The 17,713-nt window shown below is 61.6% G+C and carries 15 protein-coding genes; 7 read left to right on the top strand and 8 right to left on the bottom strand.

Features of this window, described 5'->3' with window-relative positions:
• Window positions 1-7 precede the first annotated feature (7 nt).
• Together ABIB36_RS02125 and ABIB36_RS02120 are read left to right on the top strand one after the other, a co-directional pair.
• Window positions 8-1,159, top strand: coding sequence for an acyl-CoA dehydrogenase family protein (locus tag ABIB36_RS02125; protein ID WP_354558994.1), 1,152 nt, complete (start codon window positions 8-10; stop codon window positions 1,157-1,159).
• Between the two features lie 32 nt (window positions 1,160-1,191).
• Window positions 1,192-2,331: a CaiB/BaiF CoA transferase family protein gene (locus tag ABIB36_RS02120; RefSeq protein WP_354558993.1), complete on the top strand. Its 1,140-nt coding sequence runs from the start codon at window positions 1,192-1,194 to the stop codon at window positions 2,329-2,331.
• 6 nt (window positions 2,332-2,337) lie between these two features.
• Here the strand turns inward: ABIB36_RS02120 and ABIB36_RS02115 are convergent, their stop codons facing one another.
• Window positions 2,338-3,543, bottom strand: a complete 1,206-nt coding sequence (locus ABIB36_RS02115; RefSeq protein ID WP_179142302.1) for a TetR/AcrR family transcriptional regulator — start codon at window positions 3,541-3,543, stop codon at window positions 2,338-2,340.
• A 260-nt stretch (window positions 3,544-3,803) separates the two neighbouring features.
• On the opposite strand from ABIB36_RS02115, the gene ABIB36_RS02110 reads away from it, so the two are divergent.
• The 3 genes from ABIB36_RS02110 to ABIB36_RS02100 all read left to right on the top strand — a co-directional run bounded on the left by ABIB36_RS02110 (window position 3,804) and on the right by ABIB36_RS02100 (window position 8,029).
• Window positions 3,804-5,366, top strand: coding sequence for a class I adenylate-forming enzyme family protein (locus ABIB36_RS02110; RefSeq protein WP_354558992.1), 1,563 nt, complete (start codon window positions 3,804-3,806; stop codon window positions 5,364-5,366).
• Window positions 5,363-7,081 (top strand): hypothetical protein, encoded by a 1,719-nt coding sequence (locus ABIB36_RS02105; protein WP_354558991.1) that lies wholly within the window; start codon window positions 5,363-5,365, stop codon window positions 7,079-7,081. The genes ABIB36_RS02110 and ABIB36_RS02105 overlap by 4 nt, the downstream gene beginning before the upstream one ends.
• A 162-nt stretch (window positions 7,082-7,243) precedes the next feature.
• Window positions 7,244-8,029, top strand: a complete 786-nt coding sequence (locus ABIB36_RS02100; protein ID WP_354558990.1) for an SDR family NAD(P)-dependent oxidoreductase — start codon at window positions 7,244-7,246, stop codon at window positions 8,027-8,029.
• 69 nt (window positions 8,030-8,098) lie between these two features.
• Here ABIB36_RS02100 and ABIB36_RS02095 read toward each other — a convergent pair whose 3' ends face one another.
• The 3 genes from ABIB36_RS02095 to ABIB36_RS02085 are packed head-to-tail and all read right to left on the bottom strand — an operon-like array spanning window position 8,099 to window position 11,735.
• The gene (locus ABIB36_RS02095; protein ID WP_354558989.1) at window positions 8,099-8,842 is read right to left on the bottom strand and encodes a glucose 1-dehydrogenase; all 744 of its coding nucleotides are present in this window, start codon (window positions 8,840-8,842) and stop codon (window positions 8,099-8,101) included.
• Window positions 8,839-10,008, bottom strand: coding sequence for an NADH:flavin oxidoreductase (locus tag ABIB36_RS02090; RefSeq protein WP_084346988.1), 1,170 nt, complete (start codon window positions 10,006-10,008; stop codon window positions 8,839-8,841). Before ABIB36_RS02090 ends, ABIB36_RS02095 begins: the two co-directional genes overlap by 4 nt.
• Window positions 10,005-11,735, bottom strand: a complete 1,731-nt coding sequence (locus tag ABIB36_RS02085) for a cholesterol oxidase substrate-binding domain-containing protein (protein WP_084346989.1) — start codon at window positions 11,733-11,735, stop codon at window positions 10,005-10,007. Before ABIB36_RS02085 ends, ABIB36_RS02090 begins: the two co-directional genes overlap by 4 nt.
• Before the next feature lie 84 nt (window positions 11,736-11,819).
• Here ABIB36_RS02085 and ABIB36_RS02080 point away from each other — a divergent pair, with 84 nt between their 5' ends.
• The gene (locus tag ABIB36_RS02080) at window positions 11,820-12,428 is read left to right on the top strand and encodes a TetR/AcrR family transcriptional regulator (RefSeq protein WP_084346990.1); all 609 of its coding nucleotides are present in this window, start codon (window positions 11,820-11,822) and stop codon (window positions 12,426-12,428) included.
• On the opposite strand, the gene ABIB36_RS02075 is transcribed toward ABIB36_RS02080, so the two are convergent.
• From ABIB36_RS02075 to ABIB36_RS02065, 3 genes are read right to left on the bottom strand one after another with little or no spacing between them, the layout of a single operon-like run.
• A complete protein-coding gene (locus ABIB36_RS02075) occupies window positions 12,401-12,781 on the bottom strand; it encodes a DUF5313 family protein (RefSeq protein ID WP_084346991.1) in 381 nt (126 codons plus the stop codon). The two genes, ABIB36_RS02080 and ABIB36_RS02075, sit on opposite strands and share 28 nt — an antisense overlap.
• On the bottom strand, window positions 12,778-14,682 hold the full coding sequence (locus tag ABIB36_RS02070; protein WP_354558988.1) for a phosphoenolpyruvate carboxykinase (GTP): 1,905 nt from the start codon (window positions 14,680-14,682) through the stop codon (window positions 12,778-12,780). Before ABIB36_RS02070 ends, ABIB36_RS02075 begins: the two co-directional genes overlap by 4 nt.
• A 44-nt stretch (window positions 14,683-14,726) precedes the next feature.
• Window positions 14,727-15,452 (bottom strand): hypothetical protein, encoded by a 726-nt coding sequence (locus tag ABIB36_RS02065; RefSeq protein WP_143542130.1) that lies wholly within the window; start codon window positions 15,450-15,452, stop codon window positions 14,727-14,729.
• 245 nt (window positions 15,453-15,697) lie between these two features.
• On the opposite strand from ABIB36_RS02065, the gene ABIB36_RS02060 reads away from it, so the two are divergent.
• Window positions 15,698-16,657, top strand: a complete 960-nt coding sequence (locus tag ABIB36_RS02060; RefSeq protein WP_084347103.1) for a DUF389 domain-containing protein — start codon at window positions 15,698-15,700, stop codon at window positions 16,655-16,657.
• Window positions 16,658-16,669: 12 nt separating this feature from the next.
• Here the strand turns inward: ABIB36_RS02060 and ABIB36_RS02055 are convergent, their stop codons facing one another.
• Window positions 16,670-17,674 (bottom strand): TIGR03617 family F420-dependent LLM class oxidoreductase, encoded by a 1,005-nt coding sequence (locus ABIB36_RS02055; RefSeq protein ID WP_084346994.1) that lies wholly within the window; start codon window positions 17,672-17,674, stop codon window positions 16,670-16,672.
• Between the last annotated feature and the right edge of the window lie 39 nt (window positions 17,675-17,713).

The following is a 17,713-nucleotide window of genomic DNA, read 5'->3' as shown; positions in this document are numbered from 1 at the left end:
CGAGAACATGGGCACAGCAGAATACCGATCATCGTGGATCGACGACGACATAGTCGCCTTGAAGGACATGGCCACAAAGTTTTTCGAAGCCGAACTCCTTCCGAACCAGGAGCGGTTCGCGGATCAGAAATCTGTCGACCGAGACGTGTGGAACAAAGCCGGCAATCTCGGTCTGCTGTGTGCATCGATTCCGGAGGAATACGGCGGAGGGGGCGGCACCTACGCACACGATTTCGCCATTTTCGACGCGCAGTACCGTCTAGGCGACACCAGCTTCGGCAACATGGTCCACAGTGGCATTGTCGCGCACTACATCCTGGCTTACGGAAGCGAGGAACAGAAGCAACGGTGGCTACCCAAGATGGCATCAGGTGAGCTCGTCGGTGCTATCGCGATGAGCGAACCGGGCGCAGGATCCGACTTGAAAATGTTGCGTACCAGTGCTGTTCGTGACGGTGGCGAATATGTGGTCAACGGAGCCAAAACCTTCATCTCCAACGGAAAACACGCCGATCTCGTCATCGTCGCAGCCAAGACGGATCTCTCTGCCGGCGCCAAGGGTGTCTCGTTGATAGTGGTGGAGACAGCTGACGTCGACGGTTACCGCGTGGGCCGCGTACTCGACAAGATCGGCATGAAGGGACAGGACACGGCCGAGCTCTTCTTCGAGGACGTTCGGGTCCCGGCCGAGAATCTGCTCGGCGACGAGGGCGCAGGGTTCGGCTATCTGATGAAGCAACTCCCACACGAACGACTGGTCATCGGAGTGTGTGCGGCAGCCGCCACCGAGACTGCCGTCGCGATCACGGTGCAGTACACCAAGGACCGTTCGGCATTCGGCGGACCACTGTTCGATATGCAGAACACGCGCTTCCAACTGGCAGAGTGCGCGACCCTGGCGAGAGTGTCGCGAGTGTTCGTCGGCAACTGCATCGAACGCCATCTGCGTGGTGAACTCGACAGCACCACAGCGTCGATGGCAAAGGCGTACACGACCGATGTTCAAGGCCGAGTCGTCGACACATGTCTTCAGTTGTTCGGTGGCTATGGGTACATGGCCGAGTACCAGATCGCTCGCATGTACGCGGACGCTCGTGTTCAACGTATCTATGGCGGCTCGAACGAGGTAATGAAAGATCTGATCGCCCGTTCACTGTGACGGCACACCGCGAAAATGGAAGTGAGAGTCCCGTGGGCCCTTTGAATGGCGTACGCGTGGTCGAGATTGCGAGCCTGGCGCCGGCACCCTTCGGATGCATGATCCTCGCGGACATGGGGGCCGAGGTGATCAGGATCGAGCGTGCCGGCGGCGCAAGGGGAATAGGGCTCACTCCGCCCGCCGGACCTCTCGACCGCGGACGACGCAGCATCGCGGTGGATCTGAAGGACCCCGCCGGAGTCGCAGTTGTTCAGAAGCTGATCGAAAGCGCTGATGTCTTCGTCGAAGGCTTCCGGCCCGGAGTGGCCGAACGTCTCGGGATCGGCCCGGACGCGCTGTTGCAGATCAATCCGAAGTTGGTCTACGGCCGAATGACCGGTTGGGGTCAGGATGGCCCGCTCGCAGCACGCGCGGGTCACGACATCAACTACATCGCGATCGCGGGTGCGCTGGAGCCGATCGGCCGTGCCGGGGAGCGCCCACACGCGCCGATGAATCTGCTCGGTGACTTCGGCGGCGGCGGCTTGATGTTGGCCCTCGGAATCGTCTCCGCGCTGTTCGAGCGGCAGCAATCCGGGCAGGGGCAGGTGGTCGATGCTGCAATGGTCGACGGGGCAGCACTGTTGACCACCTTCATGCATGGCATGCATGCAAGTGGAATGTGGGACGGAGAGCGGGGTACCAACGCGCTCGACGGCGCCGCGCCCTTTTATGACACGTACGAAACATCCGACTGCAAGTTCATGGCAGTCGGTTCCGTCGAACCACAGTTCTACGCTCTTTTGCTCGGCAAGCTGGGTCTGACCGACGCCGAACTTGCAGTTCAATTGGACGTGGCCACGTGGCCCGACGTGAAGACTGCAATCTCACGGGTGTTCAGGGAGAAGACCCGCGCGGAATGGACCGAAATTTTCACGGACTCCGATGCGTGTGTCACGCCGGTGCTCTCACCCTGGGAAGCGCACGAGCATCCACACAATGAAGCCCGGGGAGCTTTCGTCGAGGTCGACGGCCTGATCCAACCCGCGCCCGCCCCGCGGTTCAGCCGAACCGCAAACGCGCATCCGGTCCCGATGGATGCAGGAGGTCGTAATGTTGCCCGGACGTTGGCGAGCTGGGGTCTCGACGAGGAAACGGTTGCAGCGTTGACGTCTTCGAAAGCCGTGTGCTGAACCGAGTCAGGCACTCGTGTGTGGACCGATATCCATGATCCGGTCACCGATGATGGACAGTTCCTCCACGAGGTGAGACCTTTCGGATACCTCAGGGCTGTTCACCAGGATATTGACCGTAGTGATTGCAGCGAGAGCAATCGCCCGTAGTTCCTCGCTGTCCACGCCGGGGTTCATGGTCCCGAGGAGGTGAACCCATTCGTCGACGTACTCGCGTTGACGGGAACGCAGTCGGTGGCGGAGGGGGTCGGCGAGACTCGCGGTCTCGTTGACCACGATGGTGATCAGAGCAGGGTGATTGGTCATGACGTCGATGTATGAGAGTAGGGCGAGATGCAGGGCATCGGGTGCCGAATGTGCCTGCGTGAGAGCGCTGTTGAGGCCAGCGTCGAGTAGGTCTGCGCCGCGATTGAGTGCCGCGAGCAATATCTCGTCCTTCTTCACGAAATGGTTGTAGATACTCGGGCCGGTCATCCCTGCCGCTTGCCCGATGTCGTCCATCGTGACGGCATGGAACCCGTGTTCGGCGAATAGTCCGGCCGCTTCGACGAGTAGGAGTTCCCGCCGTGACCGTCGCGTGTGCTGCGGCGACAATCCGTCCCGGTGGGGCGACCCGGCGGATTCATCGGGCTCCAGACGAGTGTCGGCGATCCTGCTGACCATGCCTTCCAGCGCATCGGTAAACCGATCGTCCGGGACCTGTGCACGGTGATAGGAGGGACTGAGAAGAACCGTCAGTACCGCGCGCGCGAGAAGATCGCAGCTCTCGGGATCCAGGGTTTCCCGGCGGGCTGCGATCACAGTGCTGACCTTTTGGTGGCAGTAGTGCAATCGCCGTCTCAACTCCACCCGTTCGATTCGGGGAAGATTGCGGGCTTCGCGCTGCCATAGGATTCCGATTCCGCGACGAGACACGGCCAACGCGACAAGCCGTGTCATCGTTGTGGTGAAGTCCAGACTGTCGTCGCTGAGCGCCTCGACGAACCGGTCGGATCCTTCGAAGGTCAGCTCGATGAGCATGGCCTCCTTGTTGCGGAAGTGGCGGTACAGCGCTCCCGGGGTGATGCCGACTGCATCGGCGATTGCAGCGATGCTGGCGTTGTTGTAGCCGACGTTGCCGAATTGATCCGCAGCGACGCTGAGTATCTGCGCCTTGCGGTCACGAGGGCGACGGGTACCTACGCTTGCTGCACCTGCCCGGGTCGTGCTCATTTCCCACCTATCCGTTCGTGACGCGTTGATTCTAGGTTCCGCTTCCATGGTCACTGAAGTGGATCACCGATGGGTAGGTGACCTTTTCGGGTCCCGGACTGAAGACGTTCTCGATTTGCGACCGAGGATGTCATTCGGAGTCGAGCATCGAAACTAATAGGAGTTTACTTAAGTGACAAATAAGCATTGCATGACCGGTTTTTCACCGCTATGGTCGTGATTACGAATTCACGTGTGATCTACGTTACTGGGAGATGGACATGCCGACAATTGGGAGTGCCCTCACGACAAGTGCACAGCGATGCCCGGACCGGACTGCGCTGGTCTACGGCGACACCAGGCGAACCTACGGAGAGCTCGACGCCGAGGTGAATCGGGTTGCGCACGCGCTCGCGAGAGTCGGGCTCACCAAGGGAGACCGTCTTGCCTTGATGGCAGGTAATTCCGATTGGTTCGTGATCGCGTTCTATGCCGCCGCGAAGCTCGGTGCTGTCGTGGTGCCGATCAACCCCAGGTCGGCTCCTCCCGAACTGCGGTACCTGCTCGAGGACTCCGGTGCCACAATTCTTGCCTTCGATTCTACGGTTGCCGCTGTAGTGCGCGAGGTGGCGGAAGCAACGCCGGAAAGCGACGCACCGCTCCTGCTCTTGGCGCTCGGTGTGGTCGAGGGTTATCCGAGTCTCGCCGTGTTGGCCGAGCAGGAAACCTCTGAGCACCCTGACGTGCAGGTTCTGGAGTCCAACGATTCGCTGATCCTCTATACCTCAGGTACGACAGGTAAGCCGAAGGGTGCACTTTTCGATCATCATCGGACCATTTGGGTCGGTGTGAGCATCACGAGCTTGTTCGGGATCACGGACGGGGATCGATTGCTGCACGTCGCGCCGCTCTACCATGCCGCAGAGCTGACGATGATGTTGATTCCAGGGACGATGGTAGGGGCTACTCACGTCATCCTTCCTGCGTTCGATCCCGCCGCGGTACTGGAGGTGTTCGAGTCCGAACGGATCACCGGATTCTTCGGCGTCCCAACGATGTACCAGCTTCTGCTTCGGCATCCTGATCTTGGCAAACGCGACTTGTCCTCCTGGCGCACAGGCATCTTCGGTGCGGCACCGATGCCAGCAGCTGCGGTCGAACGCCTGCTGGAAGCACTCCCTCAGGTCGAGCTGTATCAAGCATGTGGGCAGACCGAAGGTGGTCCGGGCGGAATCTACAGTCGGCCGGCAGAAGTACGGGCCAATCCTTCGGCTAGTGGACGGTCGAGTTTACTGGCTACCGTTGTGCGCGTGGTGGATCCAGAAGGCAAGGACGTTCCTGCAGGCTCCACCGGTGAGCTGATCATGCAGGGTGAAACGGTCATGAAGGGTTACTGGAACAAGCCTGCGGAGACCGCAGATGCAATTCGTGACGGGTGGCTGCACACCGGGGACCTCGCCAACGTCGACAGCGACGGCTACATCACCCTGGTCGACCGCATGAAAGACATGATCATCACGGGCGGTCGCAACGTTTACTCCGTCGAGGTCGAGAGCGCACTCGCAGGGCTCGCCGGCGTAGCCGACTGCGCGGTTGTGGGCCGGAAGAACGAAGAGTACGGCGAGACCATCGTCGCAATCGTCACCCCCTTACCTGGCTGTGAAATTACCCTGGAAGACCTTCGAGAGGGAGCAAGCAAGCTGATCTCGAATTACAAACTTCCACGCGAACTGGTGATCGCCGAGATCCCCCGTAACCCATCGGGGAAGATCCTCAAGCACACACTGCGTGACCGATTGACCGAGACTTTCACGAGCGGTCCGGTATCGGCACCGACGGCGTGATCGAGCACCGCACCGCGCCCCGACGTTTCGGGCTTGCTGCCGCAGTGTGCGCCATGGTGTTGCTTCCTGTTGCGCCTGCGCACGCGGTCCCACTGCCCGGACAACTCGCGGGCCGCACGGAGATTGCGTTCCCCGCCAACGAGTCCGACGACGGGGGAGTGCAAGCAAGTTACGTCAGCTTCGAAGATCCACTGCCTGCGGCTGCGGGGCAGCGGCCACCGCAGTGTGATCGATTGGGCTACACACGTTTCCGTGCGACAGCTGGACCGGACAATTCGGAAGAGTCGGCGTCGGTGTTCGTCACTATGCCTGGATATCTCGAGGGTGCAGGCTCAGCCGAGCCGTTGGCGCGCAATACCGTACGCGCAGCAGGAGAGCGTGGGCAGTACGTCGAGGTGTGGGTCTTGGATCGGAGAGCGAATTGTCTGGAAGATCATCGCGGACTCGTCGCTGCCGCTGACCGACAGGATCCGAATCTTGCGTTCGGCTACTACGGTCGTGGCCAGGAAATCGAGGGAGTCCGGTACTCCCCGGCGGCTTCGATCGACACTGCATTCCTCGGCACTATCGGATTGAAGCAGACTCTCGAAGACCAATTCACGGTCATGCAGCAGTTGTCTCCGAACTACCGGAAAACCCGGACGATGTGTGGGGGACATTCACTCGGCGGCCTGACGACAGGCGCATTCGCCAACTGGGATTTCGACGGTACACCCGGATACGATCAATGCGCCGGATACTTCGTTCTCGATTCCCGCATGGATGTTTCCGATTCGACCTTCGCCGCTGTGTCCGGATTGGTCGGAAGTGCGCTACCCGGGAACTTGGCTGCAACAGTTCAGCCGTTGAACAACGCCTTGCCCTACATTCCCTTGTCCGAAGCCACCTTCACGATGCTGTCGTCGATGTTGTCGGCGGCGAGCATCGACCCCGGAGCAGCAAGCACCATCCTGCCGAATATTCAACAGGATCTTGTCGCTCAGCACGGAGCTCGTGCGGTGTCAGCGCCGAACTATCTCGACTTCCTTCTCGGACAGCCTGATCTGCGGACTCGGTCCTATTCGAACTCTGCGGCAGTAGGCCTCGTTCTGGATGACAATTCGATGCCGATCGGGTTCGGGCGGGTGAGTATCGGAAGCTTCGATTCCCCGGTTGCACCTAAACTGTTTCCCCTTTCCTACGGCAGCGGTGCTGCATTCGCAGGCATCCTCGGCGGTAACAAGTCGGTGGCGCCTGCAGCTGGTAACAGTGCAGTCGGCTGGACCGCCTACGACCAGGTCGCACGTACAGGCAGCGAAACCGTAGACGGTGATGTGTTCACCACGAGGGAGAGTGAGGTCACCGATATCTCTCAATTTTCCAGAGCGTGGTCCAATCCCGTTGTAGACGGGTTGGAATGGTATTTTCCGACTCGCTTGCTGACGGAAACCCTCGCCTCCAATACTGGTGATCGCACTGGCGATTTGGTAAATCTGCGATACGACGTGACGCCCCGGTCGAAGGTGATCTACGTCGATGCAGGAGAAACTGGCTTCGCTGCCGGCTTGGATTCCCTCGGCACTACGTCGGTGGGAGCCGGTACCAGAGTGGACGCGCCCGGTTACAACCACTTGGACCTGGTGACGGCAGCGTGGAATCAAAACAACGGCCGACCTGAGGTAGTAAGCCACTCGTTGATCGACTTCCTGAACGATCGGGTGATCTCAACAGATTGAAACCGACGGCAGCGGATAACCGTGGCTGCATCTCACCGCGCGGCGTCTTCGGCTTTTCATGCGGTGAGGAGCGATCGTCACAGATCAGATTGCAACGAGAGCGGGCAGTCCCAACACCGCCGAAGTTGAATTACGCGGGAGTCGGGGGCACTCTGTTCAGTCATGACAGACCTTGCATTCCGTCCTGCCAGGGGCGTGTTGGTGACAGGTGCTTCGCGGGGTATCGGACGTGCCGTCGCGCGTGCGTTCGCCGAGCGAGGCGATCGTGTCGCCGTGCACTATCGGACGGGCCGCGAAGAGGCCGAGGAAACACTCCGGCAGCTTCCGGGCGAGGGGCATGCGCTCGTGCAGGGCGACCTGGCGGACCCTCAGGTTGCGCTGGCCCTCGTCGCGGAGGCGATCGCGAATGTGGGTGGGGCGGTGGATGTTCTGGTGTGCAATGCGGTTGTGGCGCCGTCCGAGCGCAACCGTCATTCGGTGGCAGAGACGTCGTACGACGAGTGGGTGTCGAGTTGGCGAACCATGGTCGACGTCAACTTGCTGGGCGCGGCCAACGTGACCTGGGCTGTGGCCAACCATCTGATAGAGCGACAAGTGCCGGGAGCGATCGTGAATGTGGGCTCGCGGGGTGCGTTCGTGGGTGAGCCCGAGCATCCGGCGTACGGCGCGAGCAAGGCGGCGTTGCATGCGTTCGGTCAGTCGATGGCGTTGGCGTTGGCTCCGCATCGAATCAGCGTGACCTCGGTGGCGCCTGGTTTCATCGCCACCGAGCGGCAGCACATCAAGCTGGCAGGCCCGACGGGAGACACCATCCGTAACCAGAGCCCATTCGGCCGGGTCGGCACCCCCGAGGAAGTCGCAGCCGGTGTCGTCTACCTTGCCTCGCCGGAGGCTATGTGGTCCTCGGGCACGATCCTCGACATCAACGGTGCGTCGTACCTGCGGTGACGAGAGGTGCTGTGTGCGAACGACTTACACCGGCGGGCGCACCATGCGCCCGCCGGTGTACGAGGCGATTCAGTCGAAGGTGCGGTGCGGCACGCCTGCCATCAGGCCGCCGTCGACGATGAACTCGGATCCGGTGGAGTAGGAGGACTCTTCGCTGGCCAGGAAGACGACCATGGAAGACACTTCGGAGGCATTGCCGCCACGACCGAGTGGGATCTGCAGGAAGTCCTCGGGGATGCCTTCGGTCATCGGGCTGTGAACGAAGCCGGGGTGAATGGAGTTGACCCGCACGTTCTTCGGCGCCAGCTCTAGTGCAACCGATTTCGTCAGTCCGCGCACCGCGAACTTCGTGGCGGTGTACCCGTGCAGTCCGGGACTACCGCGGAACCCTTCGACGGAGGAGACGTTGATAATCGAGCCGCCGCCTGCATCGATCATCGATTGAGCGCAGGCGCGGATACCGAAAAACGTTCCGGTCAGGTTGATGTCGAGGATGCGCTGCCACTCGGAGGTTTCGTAGGCGGTGATCAGGTTGCCGCCTACTATGCCGGCGTTGTTGACCAGAACTGTGACCGGTCCGAACTTCTCGGTGGTCGCCGCGACGGCCTCGGCCCAGCTCTCTTCCGACGTGACGTCGAGATGCACGTAGTGTGCGGCATCACCCAATTCGCTTGCTGCCGAGGTGCCTTCCTCGTCGAGGATGTCGCCCAGGACGACTTGTGCACCCTCGGCGATCATCGCTTTGCAGTGAGCGAGCCCCATTCCGCGTGCAGCGCCGCTTACCAATGCGACGCGTCCGGCCAAGCGATTCATCGAGTTCCTTCGTTTACGAGAACGCAGCGCGTGCCGCTGTAGATGGTGGGCATACAGCGATTGCAATGTATGCAGAGAGAGGAAGTGACTTCCTCTTTCTGCATCCTATTGATCAAATCCGGTTCACGCAGAAGTGCGCGCGCCATCGCCACGAACTCGAACCCTTCGGTCATAGCGAGGTCCATCGTTTCCCGCGTGGAGATTCCGCCGAGAAGGATGAGCGGGAGGTCCACTGCACTGCGGAACTGGCGTGCCTGTTCGAGCAGGTAAGCCTCTTTGTAGGGGTAGGCACGCAGGAACTTGCTGCCCACCATGCGGATACCCGCTCGCTGCGGCTGTGGGAACGACGCCGCGAAGTCGCGCAACGGTACATCTCCACGAAAGAGGTACATCGGGTTCTTCAGGGAACTGCCTGCGGTCAACTCGAGCGCATCGAGCGAGCCGTCGCTTTCCAGCCACTGGGCAACCTGAAGGCTCTCGTCGAGCCAAAAGCCGCCCGGTACTCCGTCATCCATGTTCAACTTCGCGGTGACGGCGATCTCGGTGCCTACCTCGGTGCGCACGGCCGACGCTACGGCCCGTGCGACGCGCGCCCGGTTCTCGAGGCTTCCGCCGAACTGGTCGGATCTGCGGTTGAGCGCTGGGCTGAGAAATGAGCTGACCAGATAGTTGTGCCCGAAATGCAGTTCGACAGCATCGAATCCGGACTGCACAGCGATTCTGGCGGCACGGGCATGGTCGGCGACGATGCGATCGAGGTCGGCTGCGCTCGCCGTCCTCGTCAGTCGCAGGCTCAGTGGGCTGATCTGCCACGAGGAGGCCAATGCCGTCGCGCGGTTGGACTGCGAGTTCGCAACCGGTCCCGCGTGCCCGATCTGAGCGGAGATGGCGGCGCCCTCGGCGTGGACGGCCTCGGTCAGACGTGTCAGTCCTGCAACAGCTTCCGGGCGCATAAAGATCTGATGGCGGTCAGTTCTGCCCTCGGGCGAGGATGCGCAGTAGGCGACGGTGGTCATGCCGGCTCCGCCGGCAGCGACGGCCCGGTGGAAATCGATCAGTTCATCGGTGACCAGAGCTTCCGGGGTGCGTCCTTCGAAGGTCGCGGCTTTGATGACACGGTTACGAAGGGTGAGGGGGCCGAGATCGGCTGATTCGAATATTTTCATGGCATTACCTTGTCGAGGAAGGGGTTCCGGAAGATTCGCCGTGGGTCGAACTCGTCGAATGCTGCGGAGGCGGACTCCCACTCGGGGTACCGGGATGGGAGTGTTCGGGTCAGGAACTCGGTGTCGGCGTGGGACCGGTCGTCGGTGAACGCCCAGCCCTTCGAGTACTCGGGCCGCATGGTTCCGAGTGAACCTGAAAAGTGTCCATGCATCCACAGTTCCATCTCGCGGAAGAATGCATGCATCCCGGGCGTGCCCGGGAAGGAGACCACGTTCAGCCAGATTGCGGTGTCCCATTCCGGATGGCCGGGCACTGGGGCCACCGCTGAAAGAGACGGCGGGCCCGAGCTTTCCACGTCCACTTCCGTGTCGTGGTCGAGCCCGCACAAACGCACCTCGAACGGGCCGTTGACCGGGTACTGACCCAGTGAGCTGTAATGCGTGAGCCGCTCATCGAGCCAGCTGGTCATGTCGTGGATGATCGTGGCGACATCGGACCTGCGTGCAAGCACGACGCCTCCGCCCGCAGTCACTCGCAACGTAGTGGCGCGGAGGTACAAGCGGACGTTCTTCGACGTGCCCCAGATGTCGCCGGTGCCGGTGAGTGCCATGCCGGCTTTGACTGCGCTGAGCTGCGACGCACCGAATGCGGGTGTGCCGGCCGCGAGCTGTGTCGCCACCACGCCCAATCCGTCGGTGAGCGGCTCGGGGAGCGTATCTGAGAACGCGTAGTTGTACGGTCCGGTCACTTCCCGTGATTGTGCCGGGCGGTTCGGTTCATCGCTCCAGATCTTGAGCCATGGCTCCTGGGTGAACGGGAACCAGATGGCCTCGACGCTTCCGAACTCGGCGAGATACTTCTCGAAAGTCCGACCCGGTGATCCTGCCGGCGCGAACAGTTCCTGCCAGCCGACGTCGAAGGTGCTCAGACATCTGAGACGTTTGTCGGCGCCTGCCTGGAGCGTCACCGAGGTGATGAAGGTCCGGCCCAGGTGGGTGAGCAGTGGGCGAATGGCCGGGTCGGATCGGGTGAAGACCCGCGCGACGTACTCTCCCGCGGAATCGTCCCAGACCACTGCCGTCAGGGCAGTGACGAGATTGCTGACGGTACCGAAACTGGTTCCGGGGACTGCAGTTTCTCCGTCGGCCGGAGGGGTGGCGCCGTGCGCATCGATGGCGAGAGCGCCGCCGATGGTGATGTCGCCGATGGCCGGGATACTCGACCAACCCAATCCGCGGCCTTCGAGTGCGGTCAATATGGACAGCAGGCTCGCGCCACCCTGAGCCGTCACGGTGGCAGGCGACCCCGTCGGATCCACGCTCACCCCGACCAGGTGCGCGGTCGTGTCGAGGAGAATTACCTTGTCGACGGAATATCCGGGGACGACCGTCAACGGACTCCAACCGTGCATCGAGCCTCGTGCCCGTATCGTGTAGCCGTGCTTCGCGGCCCAGTTGGCCAGCGTCACTACCTCGCCTTCGCCCCGCGGTGCGCATGTCCAGACGTGGTCGAAGACGATCTCTTTGGACCAGTTCACGTAGCCCTGCTGATAGAGGTCGATCCCCCCAGGGAACTCGGGCGGCACCGTAAGCGAGGCCTCGCCGACGGGCGCAGCAGCGGCGGGCGTCCATTGGGACCCCGCGACTGCGGCTGCTACCGCGGTGGCGGCGGCAGCGCCGAAGAAGCGGCGTCGTGACAGCGACCCGTGTACGTTTTGTTCAACCATGCAGTTACCCCTAATTGCAGCAATACGATGCCAGCGGCATCATAATAGAACATAGACGATAAACTGCGAGTGTGACGAAATTTCATGAATCCGGACAGCAGTAGCGGTAAGAGTCGGGCCGGCCGCCCCCGAGACAGCAGCGTCGACGACCGAGTGTTGTCGGCTACCCGCGAGCTGCTGATGGAGCTCGGATGGGAAGAGCTGAGCATGCGCGGCGTCGCTGCCCGTGCGGGCGTCGGTCGCGGCACGATCGATCGAAGATGGTCGTCCAAAGCAGAGTTGGTGTTGCACTCGATCCTCGGAGCGACCCCCGACCTCGAGCCGTTCGACGGTACGGACCCGAACGGTTGGGTGCGATGGGTGGCGACAGGAAGTCGCGAGCTGTTCGCCAAACCGGAAGTGCGCGCAGCAGTTCCGGGTCTGATCAGCACCTTCACTCGTAACGAGGATCTTCGTCGTCAGCTCTGGCAGAGCTTCAGCGGGCCTCCCGCCGAACTGTTCTCCGCGGGTTCATCGCGGGATGCAGCGGACGACGCCGTGCTCGACGCTCGAGCGCTGATCGCGATGGCGGCGGGAGCCTCACTGTTTCTCAGTATCATTGCGACAGAGGATGATACGGATTCGGTTCACCTTCGGATCGAAGAGCTTTTACTTCGCGCGATCGATCAGAAACCCCGGTACCGTGCCGAATAGCGGGCCGCGTCGTCGTCGATGGTGCGTTGCTTGTATGCGGTCAACAGCGCGGGATCGAGCCCATGGGTGACCAGGCGATGACGCTGATAGATCGGTTTGAGAGCGATCATGAAATAGACGAACGGGAGTAGCAGGATCAGCATCATGCCGGCGCGGACGAACAGTGGGCCCGGTACGAGCAAGCATGCGGCCAGCAGCGGGACGAGTGGGACGATGCACCGGGTTGCGTAGTGCCGGGTTGAACCCGGTCCGGTGATGTCGTGGACGACCCAGGCGCTGAACTTCGCGGGCAGTGGCCGCCCGGCGAGGTAGGCGACCAGCTGCCGGATCGAGGGTCGAGGTGTGATGATCATCGATTCGGGTTCCCGGACTCGACGCAATGATGTTCCAGCCGGTGCCGATGAGACTTTTCCAGACCTCTCGGGTAGCCGCATAGGCGCACTTTGAGCCAGTTCAGCTCTTGACGGAGGGCATCGGGGAGTTTGTTGCCACCGATGGTGGCGTACCACTGGTCGATGAGGGGTATTTCTGTGAGAAGTTCGTCGGTGTCGACGGCCAGGGCCGCGTCGACATCGGCTCGATCGATGTCGAGACCGGTCAGGTCGAGGGAATCGGAGGTGGGGACGTAGCCGAGAGGGGTGGACAACGCGTCGACCTTTCCGTCGATTCGGCGCAACGCCCAGTCGATCACCCGAAGGTTCTCCCCGAAGCCCGGCCACAGGAAATCCCCGTCGTCATCACGGCGAAACCAGTTCACGTAGAAGATCTTCGGTAGAGCTCCTGGACGGCTCGAACCGGCCCCGATATCGAGCCAATGCTGGAAGTAGTCGCCGACGTGGTACCCGATGAAGGGCAGCATCGCCATGGGATCGCGGCGCACCACCCCGATGCTTCCAGTCGAGGCTGCCGTCGTTTCCGACGAGAGGGTCGAGGCCAGGAATACCCCGTGCTGCCAGTCGAATGCCTCGGTGACCAATGGCACCGTCGATGCACGGCGGCCCCCGAAGAAGATCGCCGAAATGGGGACTCCGGCTGGATCGTTCCATTCCGCAGCGGCTGTCGGGCACTGGTCTATCGGGGTGCAATAGCGTGAATTTGCATGTGCGGCAGTGGTATCGGATTTCGGTGACCAGTCGTTGCCACGCCAGTCGATCAGATGCTCCGGCTCCTGCTCGGTCATCCCCTCCCACCACACACCGCCGGCGTCGGTCAGGGCGACATTGGTGAATATCGAGTTGCCTCCAGCAATGGTGCGCATGGCGTTCGGGTTCGTGGACATTCCGGTCCCGGGGGCGACGCCGAAGAACCCCGCTTCGGGGTTGACGGCGTAGAGCCGCCCGTCCTCACCGAATCGCATCCAGGCGATGTCGTCTCCGATGGTTTCCGCGGTCCACCCGTCTAGGGTCGGTTCGAGCATCGCGAGGTTGGTCTTGCCGCACGAAGAGGGGAATGCCGCGGCGATGTAACGCACTTCGGCGGCAGGGGAGGTCAGTTTCAAGATGAGCATGTGCTCGGCCAGCCACCCCTCGTCGCGGGCCATCGCCGAAGCGATGCGCAGGGCAAACGACTTCTTGCCCAGTAAGGCGTTGCCGCCGTATCCGGATCCGTAGCTCCAGATGGTTCGCGTCTGAGGAAAGTGCGCAATGTATTTCGTGTTGTCGCACGGCCACGAGAGGTCTTGTTGGCCCGGTGCCAGCGGAGCGCCGACCGAATGAAGTCCTTTGACGAAGTCTGCGTGTGTGCCCATACGATCCCAGATCGGTGTGCCGGTGCGAGTCATCACGCGCATCGATACCGCGACGTATTCGGAATCGGTGATCTCGACGCCGAATTTCGGTGCGACGGACTCGAGGGGCCCCATGCAATAGCCGATGACGTACATCGTTCGTCCCGCCATCGCGCCGCGGAACTCCTCCGTCAGCACCGTCGTCATGTCGAGCGGGTCCATCCAATTGTTCGTCGGCCCTGCATCCGATTCGTTCTCCGAACAGATGAAGGTGCGATCTTCTACGCGCGCAACATCTTCGGGATCGGAGACGCAGCGGAAGGAGTTCGGGGGCTCGCTCAATTCGACGAACGTGCCTTTGGCTACGAGTAGTGCCGTCAGCCTGTCCCATTCTTCCGAGGTGCCGTCACACCAGACGACCCGGTCGGGTGTGGTGAGTTCCGCGACGTCGCTCACCCACATCAGGAGATCGGCGTGTGAAGTCGGTGGGCAGCCGATATCGAGATCGACAGTGCTCGAGGCGGTCATGGGGTATCCCTTCGAGGTGGCATGAGGTTGCCGATTCACAGTTGTCACCGGCTGGGCTGGAGGCCGGATGTTTCGAGATAGTTCAGAGCGCGCGCACAGGCCGCCAGAACTTGTGCGTCGACGCGGGGTAGTGTCCGCCGGTTCAGTGCATCGAGGAGTCCGGTCAGTGCGAGCGAAACGGCCGCAACAGGATTCGATCCGAGAGTGATCGATCCCTCGATTTTCCCACCGACCCGACTTGCCGAGTCGGACAGGTCCACCAGAACATCGTTGTGCGTGAGCAGGCGGCGCAGCGAAAAGTCCTGCGCGTCATGGTTACTCCAACTGGTGACGCTTCCGACTCCACATTCGATGAGTACTGGACCCAGTAGTGGGGCGCGTTCGGGGCAGGCGAGGATCACTTGCCCACGGCTGGGTGAAATGCCGCGGCGGCCCAGCGTGGAGACGACCGACGCTGCCATCGTGGCGGTAGCGAGGTCGATCTCGGTGACGACAGTCGGGCCGCCCCGCACGTCGACGCGACGAGCGATCGCTTCGGAGTGTGCACCGTTCGATCCGACCATCAGGGCGATACCGACGTTCGCGTCGACCCCGCACAGGCGATCGACGATGTCGGTCTCGGTGCAGTCGGCCAGTGGAAGTCGTGTCACACGCAGTGACGTGAGGTTCTCGATGACGGCGGCGTACTCCTCCATGGCAACCCAGCCGCGAATCGAACCGTCAGTTTGCCGAGCTCGCGGGGAGGATTCGCGTAGTCCGACCACAGTCACGGCGCCAGGAACACCTGAAGCCAAGTGTTCCGCATGCCGGTATCGAGTCCTCATCGCGGACCTCCACAGATTCTTGAGTTTCGCATTAATGCACTATGTAGATTGACGGTATTCTTACTTGCGCAATAATGCAAGTAAGGCGAGCTCGTGGTCGATTGAGAGCGAACGCCCGAATGCGTCGACCGCGGATGAACCGAGAGGGAGTCGATGCTGGGGTCTGTCCGGGCTGTGCGCAGAATATGGGCATGCTGCACCTGCGTATCCTCTCGCCTTCGATGCTGACTCAGGACGTGCTCGCATGTCTTGTCGATAGTCCCGCTGTCAGCGGTATCGCGGTGACACGCGAGGCTTCCGTCGAACCCGTCGGTGACCTCGTCGTCGCCGATATAGCGCGGGAGGGAGCGAACGAGATCATCGATTTCCTACGCGATCTCGGAGTGCATCAGGATGGCAGCATCCATATCGAGCCGGTTCGTAGCTGGCTCTCGCGCTCGGGTTTCGAAGCAGAGAAGCGAACTCCGGGTAGCAGCGCAGACTCGGTGGTGTGGGCGGACGTGGCGCAGCGGTCGTACGACGACACCGAACTGAATTGGACTTACCTGAGTTTCATGGGCATGGCCACGCTGCTCGCATCGATCGCGATCGTCATCGATTCGCAGATCCTGATAATCGGTGCAATGGTTCTCGGTCCGGAGTTCGGGGCTATCGCAGCTCTCGGTGTCGCGCTGGTGCGGAAACGACCTACGCTGCTGGTCCGTGCGAGCAGGACCCTCGTGGTCGGATTCGTTCTCTCGATCGCTACGACCACTCTCTTCGTACTTGTGGCGCGCGCGGTGGGCTGGGTGGTCATCGACGACATCACAGGACCTCGGCCGAGCACCGCTTTCATCTACTCACCGGACAAATGGTCGTTCATCGTGGCAGTCATCGCGGCAGCAGCAGGGGTTCTGTCGATCACCTCGGCGAAGACGGGTGGGTTGTCCGGGGTGTTCATCTCGGTGACTACGGTGCCTGCCGCCGGAAACGTCGCGCTCGGAATAGCATTCGGGGTTGGTACGGAAATATGGGGCAGCACTCTTCAGCTGCTGCTCAATATCACCGGTATGGCGATTGCCGGTTGGGCTACTCTGGCGATTCAGCAGAGCGTGTGGGCACGACTTTCTGCTCGTCGCGCCGCCGCCATCGACCGCTTCCGGAGTCGCTGAGCTCGCCACGAACTACTTCGGAGCTCGGAGCTCCGCGCACATCTTCCGAAACTCCCCGTCATCGGCACGATCCAATGGAACTGCCAAAGCGATACCGTCGCAGAGATTTTCGTACTTCGATGCAAGTGCTGCAGGCAGTTCGGCGTACGTGCATTGGGTGACCAGCACGTCCAGTACGTCATCGGTAATTACGCCAGCGAGATCAGCCCAGTCACCCGAGCGGGACATGCCGGTCAGCTTCTCGCCGACCTCGGACAATCCGAGTGCATCCAGAGCGAGACGATAGGCCGGGGTGGAGTACAGGAACGCAAGTTCTTTTCGCACAGGTTCCCGGGCCGAGGCCACCGTTGCCGCGTCGCGACCGGTGATCGTCTTCGGGACCGCGATGATGCGAGGCCTTCGGCCGGCACTTTCGAGGTAGGGGATGGTGATCTCTTCGAGCACTTTCTGATGCGAACACGTGGGATGAACGACAAAGCCGTCGGCTATCTCGCCGGCGAGCCTGCACATCCGTGCATTGACTCCACCTGTCCATATTTCCGGCGACGGGACGTCGATCGGACCCGGATTGAAATATGGCTGCAAGCGATCGAACGTGTAGTGCGTGCCCTGGTAATCCAACGCGGTTCCGTCACGAAATGCTCCGAAGATCGCCCGAACAGCGCCGATGTAGTCCCGCAGTTGCGCAGCAGGGTCTGTCCACGGCATCGAATACCGCCCGACGATGTTCCCCCGCACCTGAGTCGCCAACCCCAACTGGAACCGGCCACGGGAGAAGCTCGCCAAATCCCAGGCCGCCAACGCCGTCACCATCGGGCTACGCGCAAACGCCACCACCATCGACGTCCGGACGGCCAGCGTGGAACTGTGCTCGACGGCGAGAGCAGCGACCGCGAACGGATCTCGGACGGTTTCGGAGATGTGCACGGTGTCGAAACCGAGATCCTCTATGCGCTTGACACGTTCTGCAACCTGGTGCAGAGGGGTGTCGGCGGGTAGTGAAGAAACTAGTTCCATGTCGATTCAGGTGCTCCAGATGCTCGTGCCACGCGACGC

The sequence above is a fragment of the Rhodococcus sp. UYP9 genome (genome assembly GCF_040547235.1).
Classification (GTDB): domain Bacteria; phylum Actinomycetota; class Actinomycetes; order Mycobacteriales; family Mycobacteriaceae; genus Rhodococcoides.
This window is presented reverse-complemented; position numbering and strand designations above follow the sequence as displayed.

What these genes read in the sequence shown, in the direction of transcription:
- ABIB36_RS02125 (WP_354558994.1), top strand. Translation starts at nt 8, where the DNA reads ATGGGCACAGCAGAATACCGATCATCGTGGATCGACGACGACATAGTC.
- ABIB36_RS02115 (WP_179142302.1), bottom strand. Translation starts at nt 3,543, where the DNA reads ATGAGCACGACCCGGGCAGGTGCAGCAAGCGTAGGTACCCGTCGCCCT.
- ABIB36_RS02110 (WP_354558992.1), top strand. Translation starts at nt 3,804, where the DNA reads ATGCCGACAATTGGGAGTGCCCTCACGACAAGTGCACAGCGATGCCCG.
- ABIB36_RS02100 (WP_354558990.1), top strand. Translation starts at nt 7,244, where the DNA reads ATGACAGACCTTGCATTCCGTCCTGCCAGGGGCGTGTTGGTGACAGGT.
- ABIB36_RS02095 (WP_354558989.1), bottom strand. Translation starts at nt 8,842, where the DNA reads ATGAATCGCTTGGCCGGACGCGTCGCATTGGTAAGCGGCGCTGCACGC.
- ABIB36_RS02090 (WP_084346988.1), bottom strand. Translation starts at nt 10,008, where the DNA reads ATGAAAATATTCGAATCAGCCGATCTCGGCCCCCTCACCCTTCGTAAC.
- ABIB36_RS02085 (WP_084346989.1), bottom strand. Translation starts at nt 11,735, where the DNA reads ATGGTTGAACAAAACGTACACGGGTCGCTGTCACGACGCCGCTTCTTC.
- ABIB36_RS02080 (WP_084346990.1), top strand. Translation starts at nt 11,820, where the DNA reads ATGAATCCGGACAGCAGTAGCGGTAAGAGTCGGGCCGGCCGCCCCCGA.
- ABIB36_RS02075 (WP_084346991.1), bottom strand. Translation starts at nt 12,781, where the DNA reads ATGATCATCACACCTCGACCCTCGATCCGGCAGCTGGTCGCCTACCTC.
- ABIB36_RS02070 (WP_354558988.1), bottom strand. Translation starts at nt 14,682, where the DNA reads ATGACCGCCTCGAGCACTGTCGATCTCGATATCGGCTGCCCACCGACT.
- ABIB36_RS02060 (WP_084347103.1), top strand. Translation starts at nt 15,698, where the DNA reads ATGCTGCACCTGCGTATCCTCTCGCCTTCGATGCTGACTCAGGACGTG.
- ABIB36_RS02055 (WP_084346994.1), bottom strand. Translation starts at nt 17,674, where the DNA reads ATGGAACTAGTTTCTTCACTACCCGCCGACACCCCTCTGCACCAGGTT.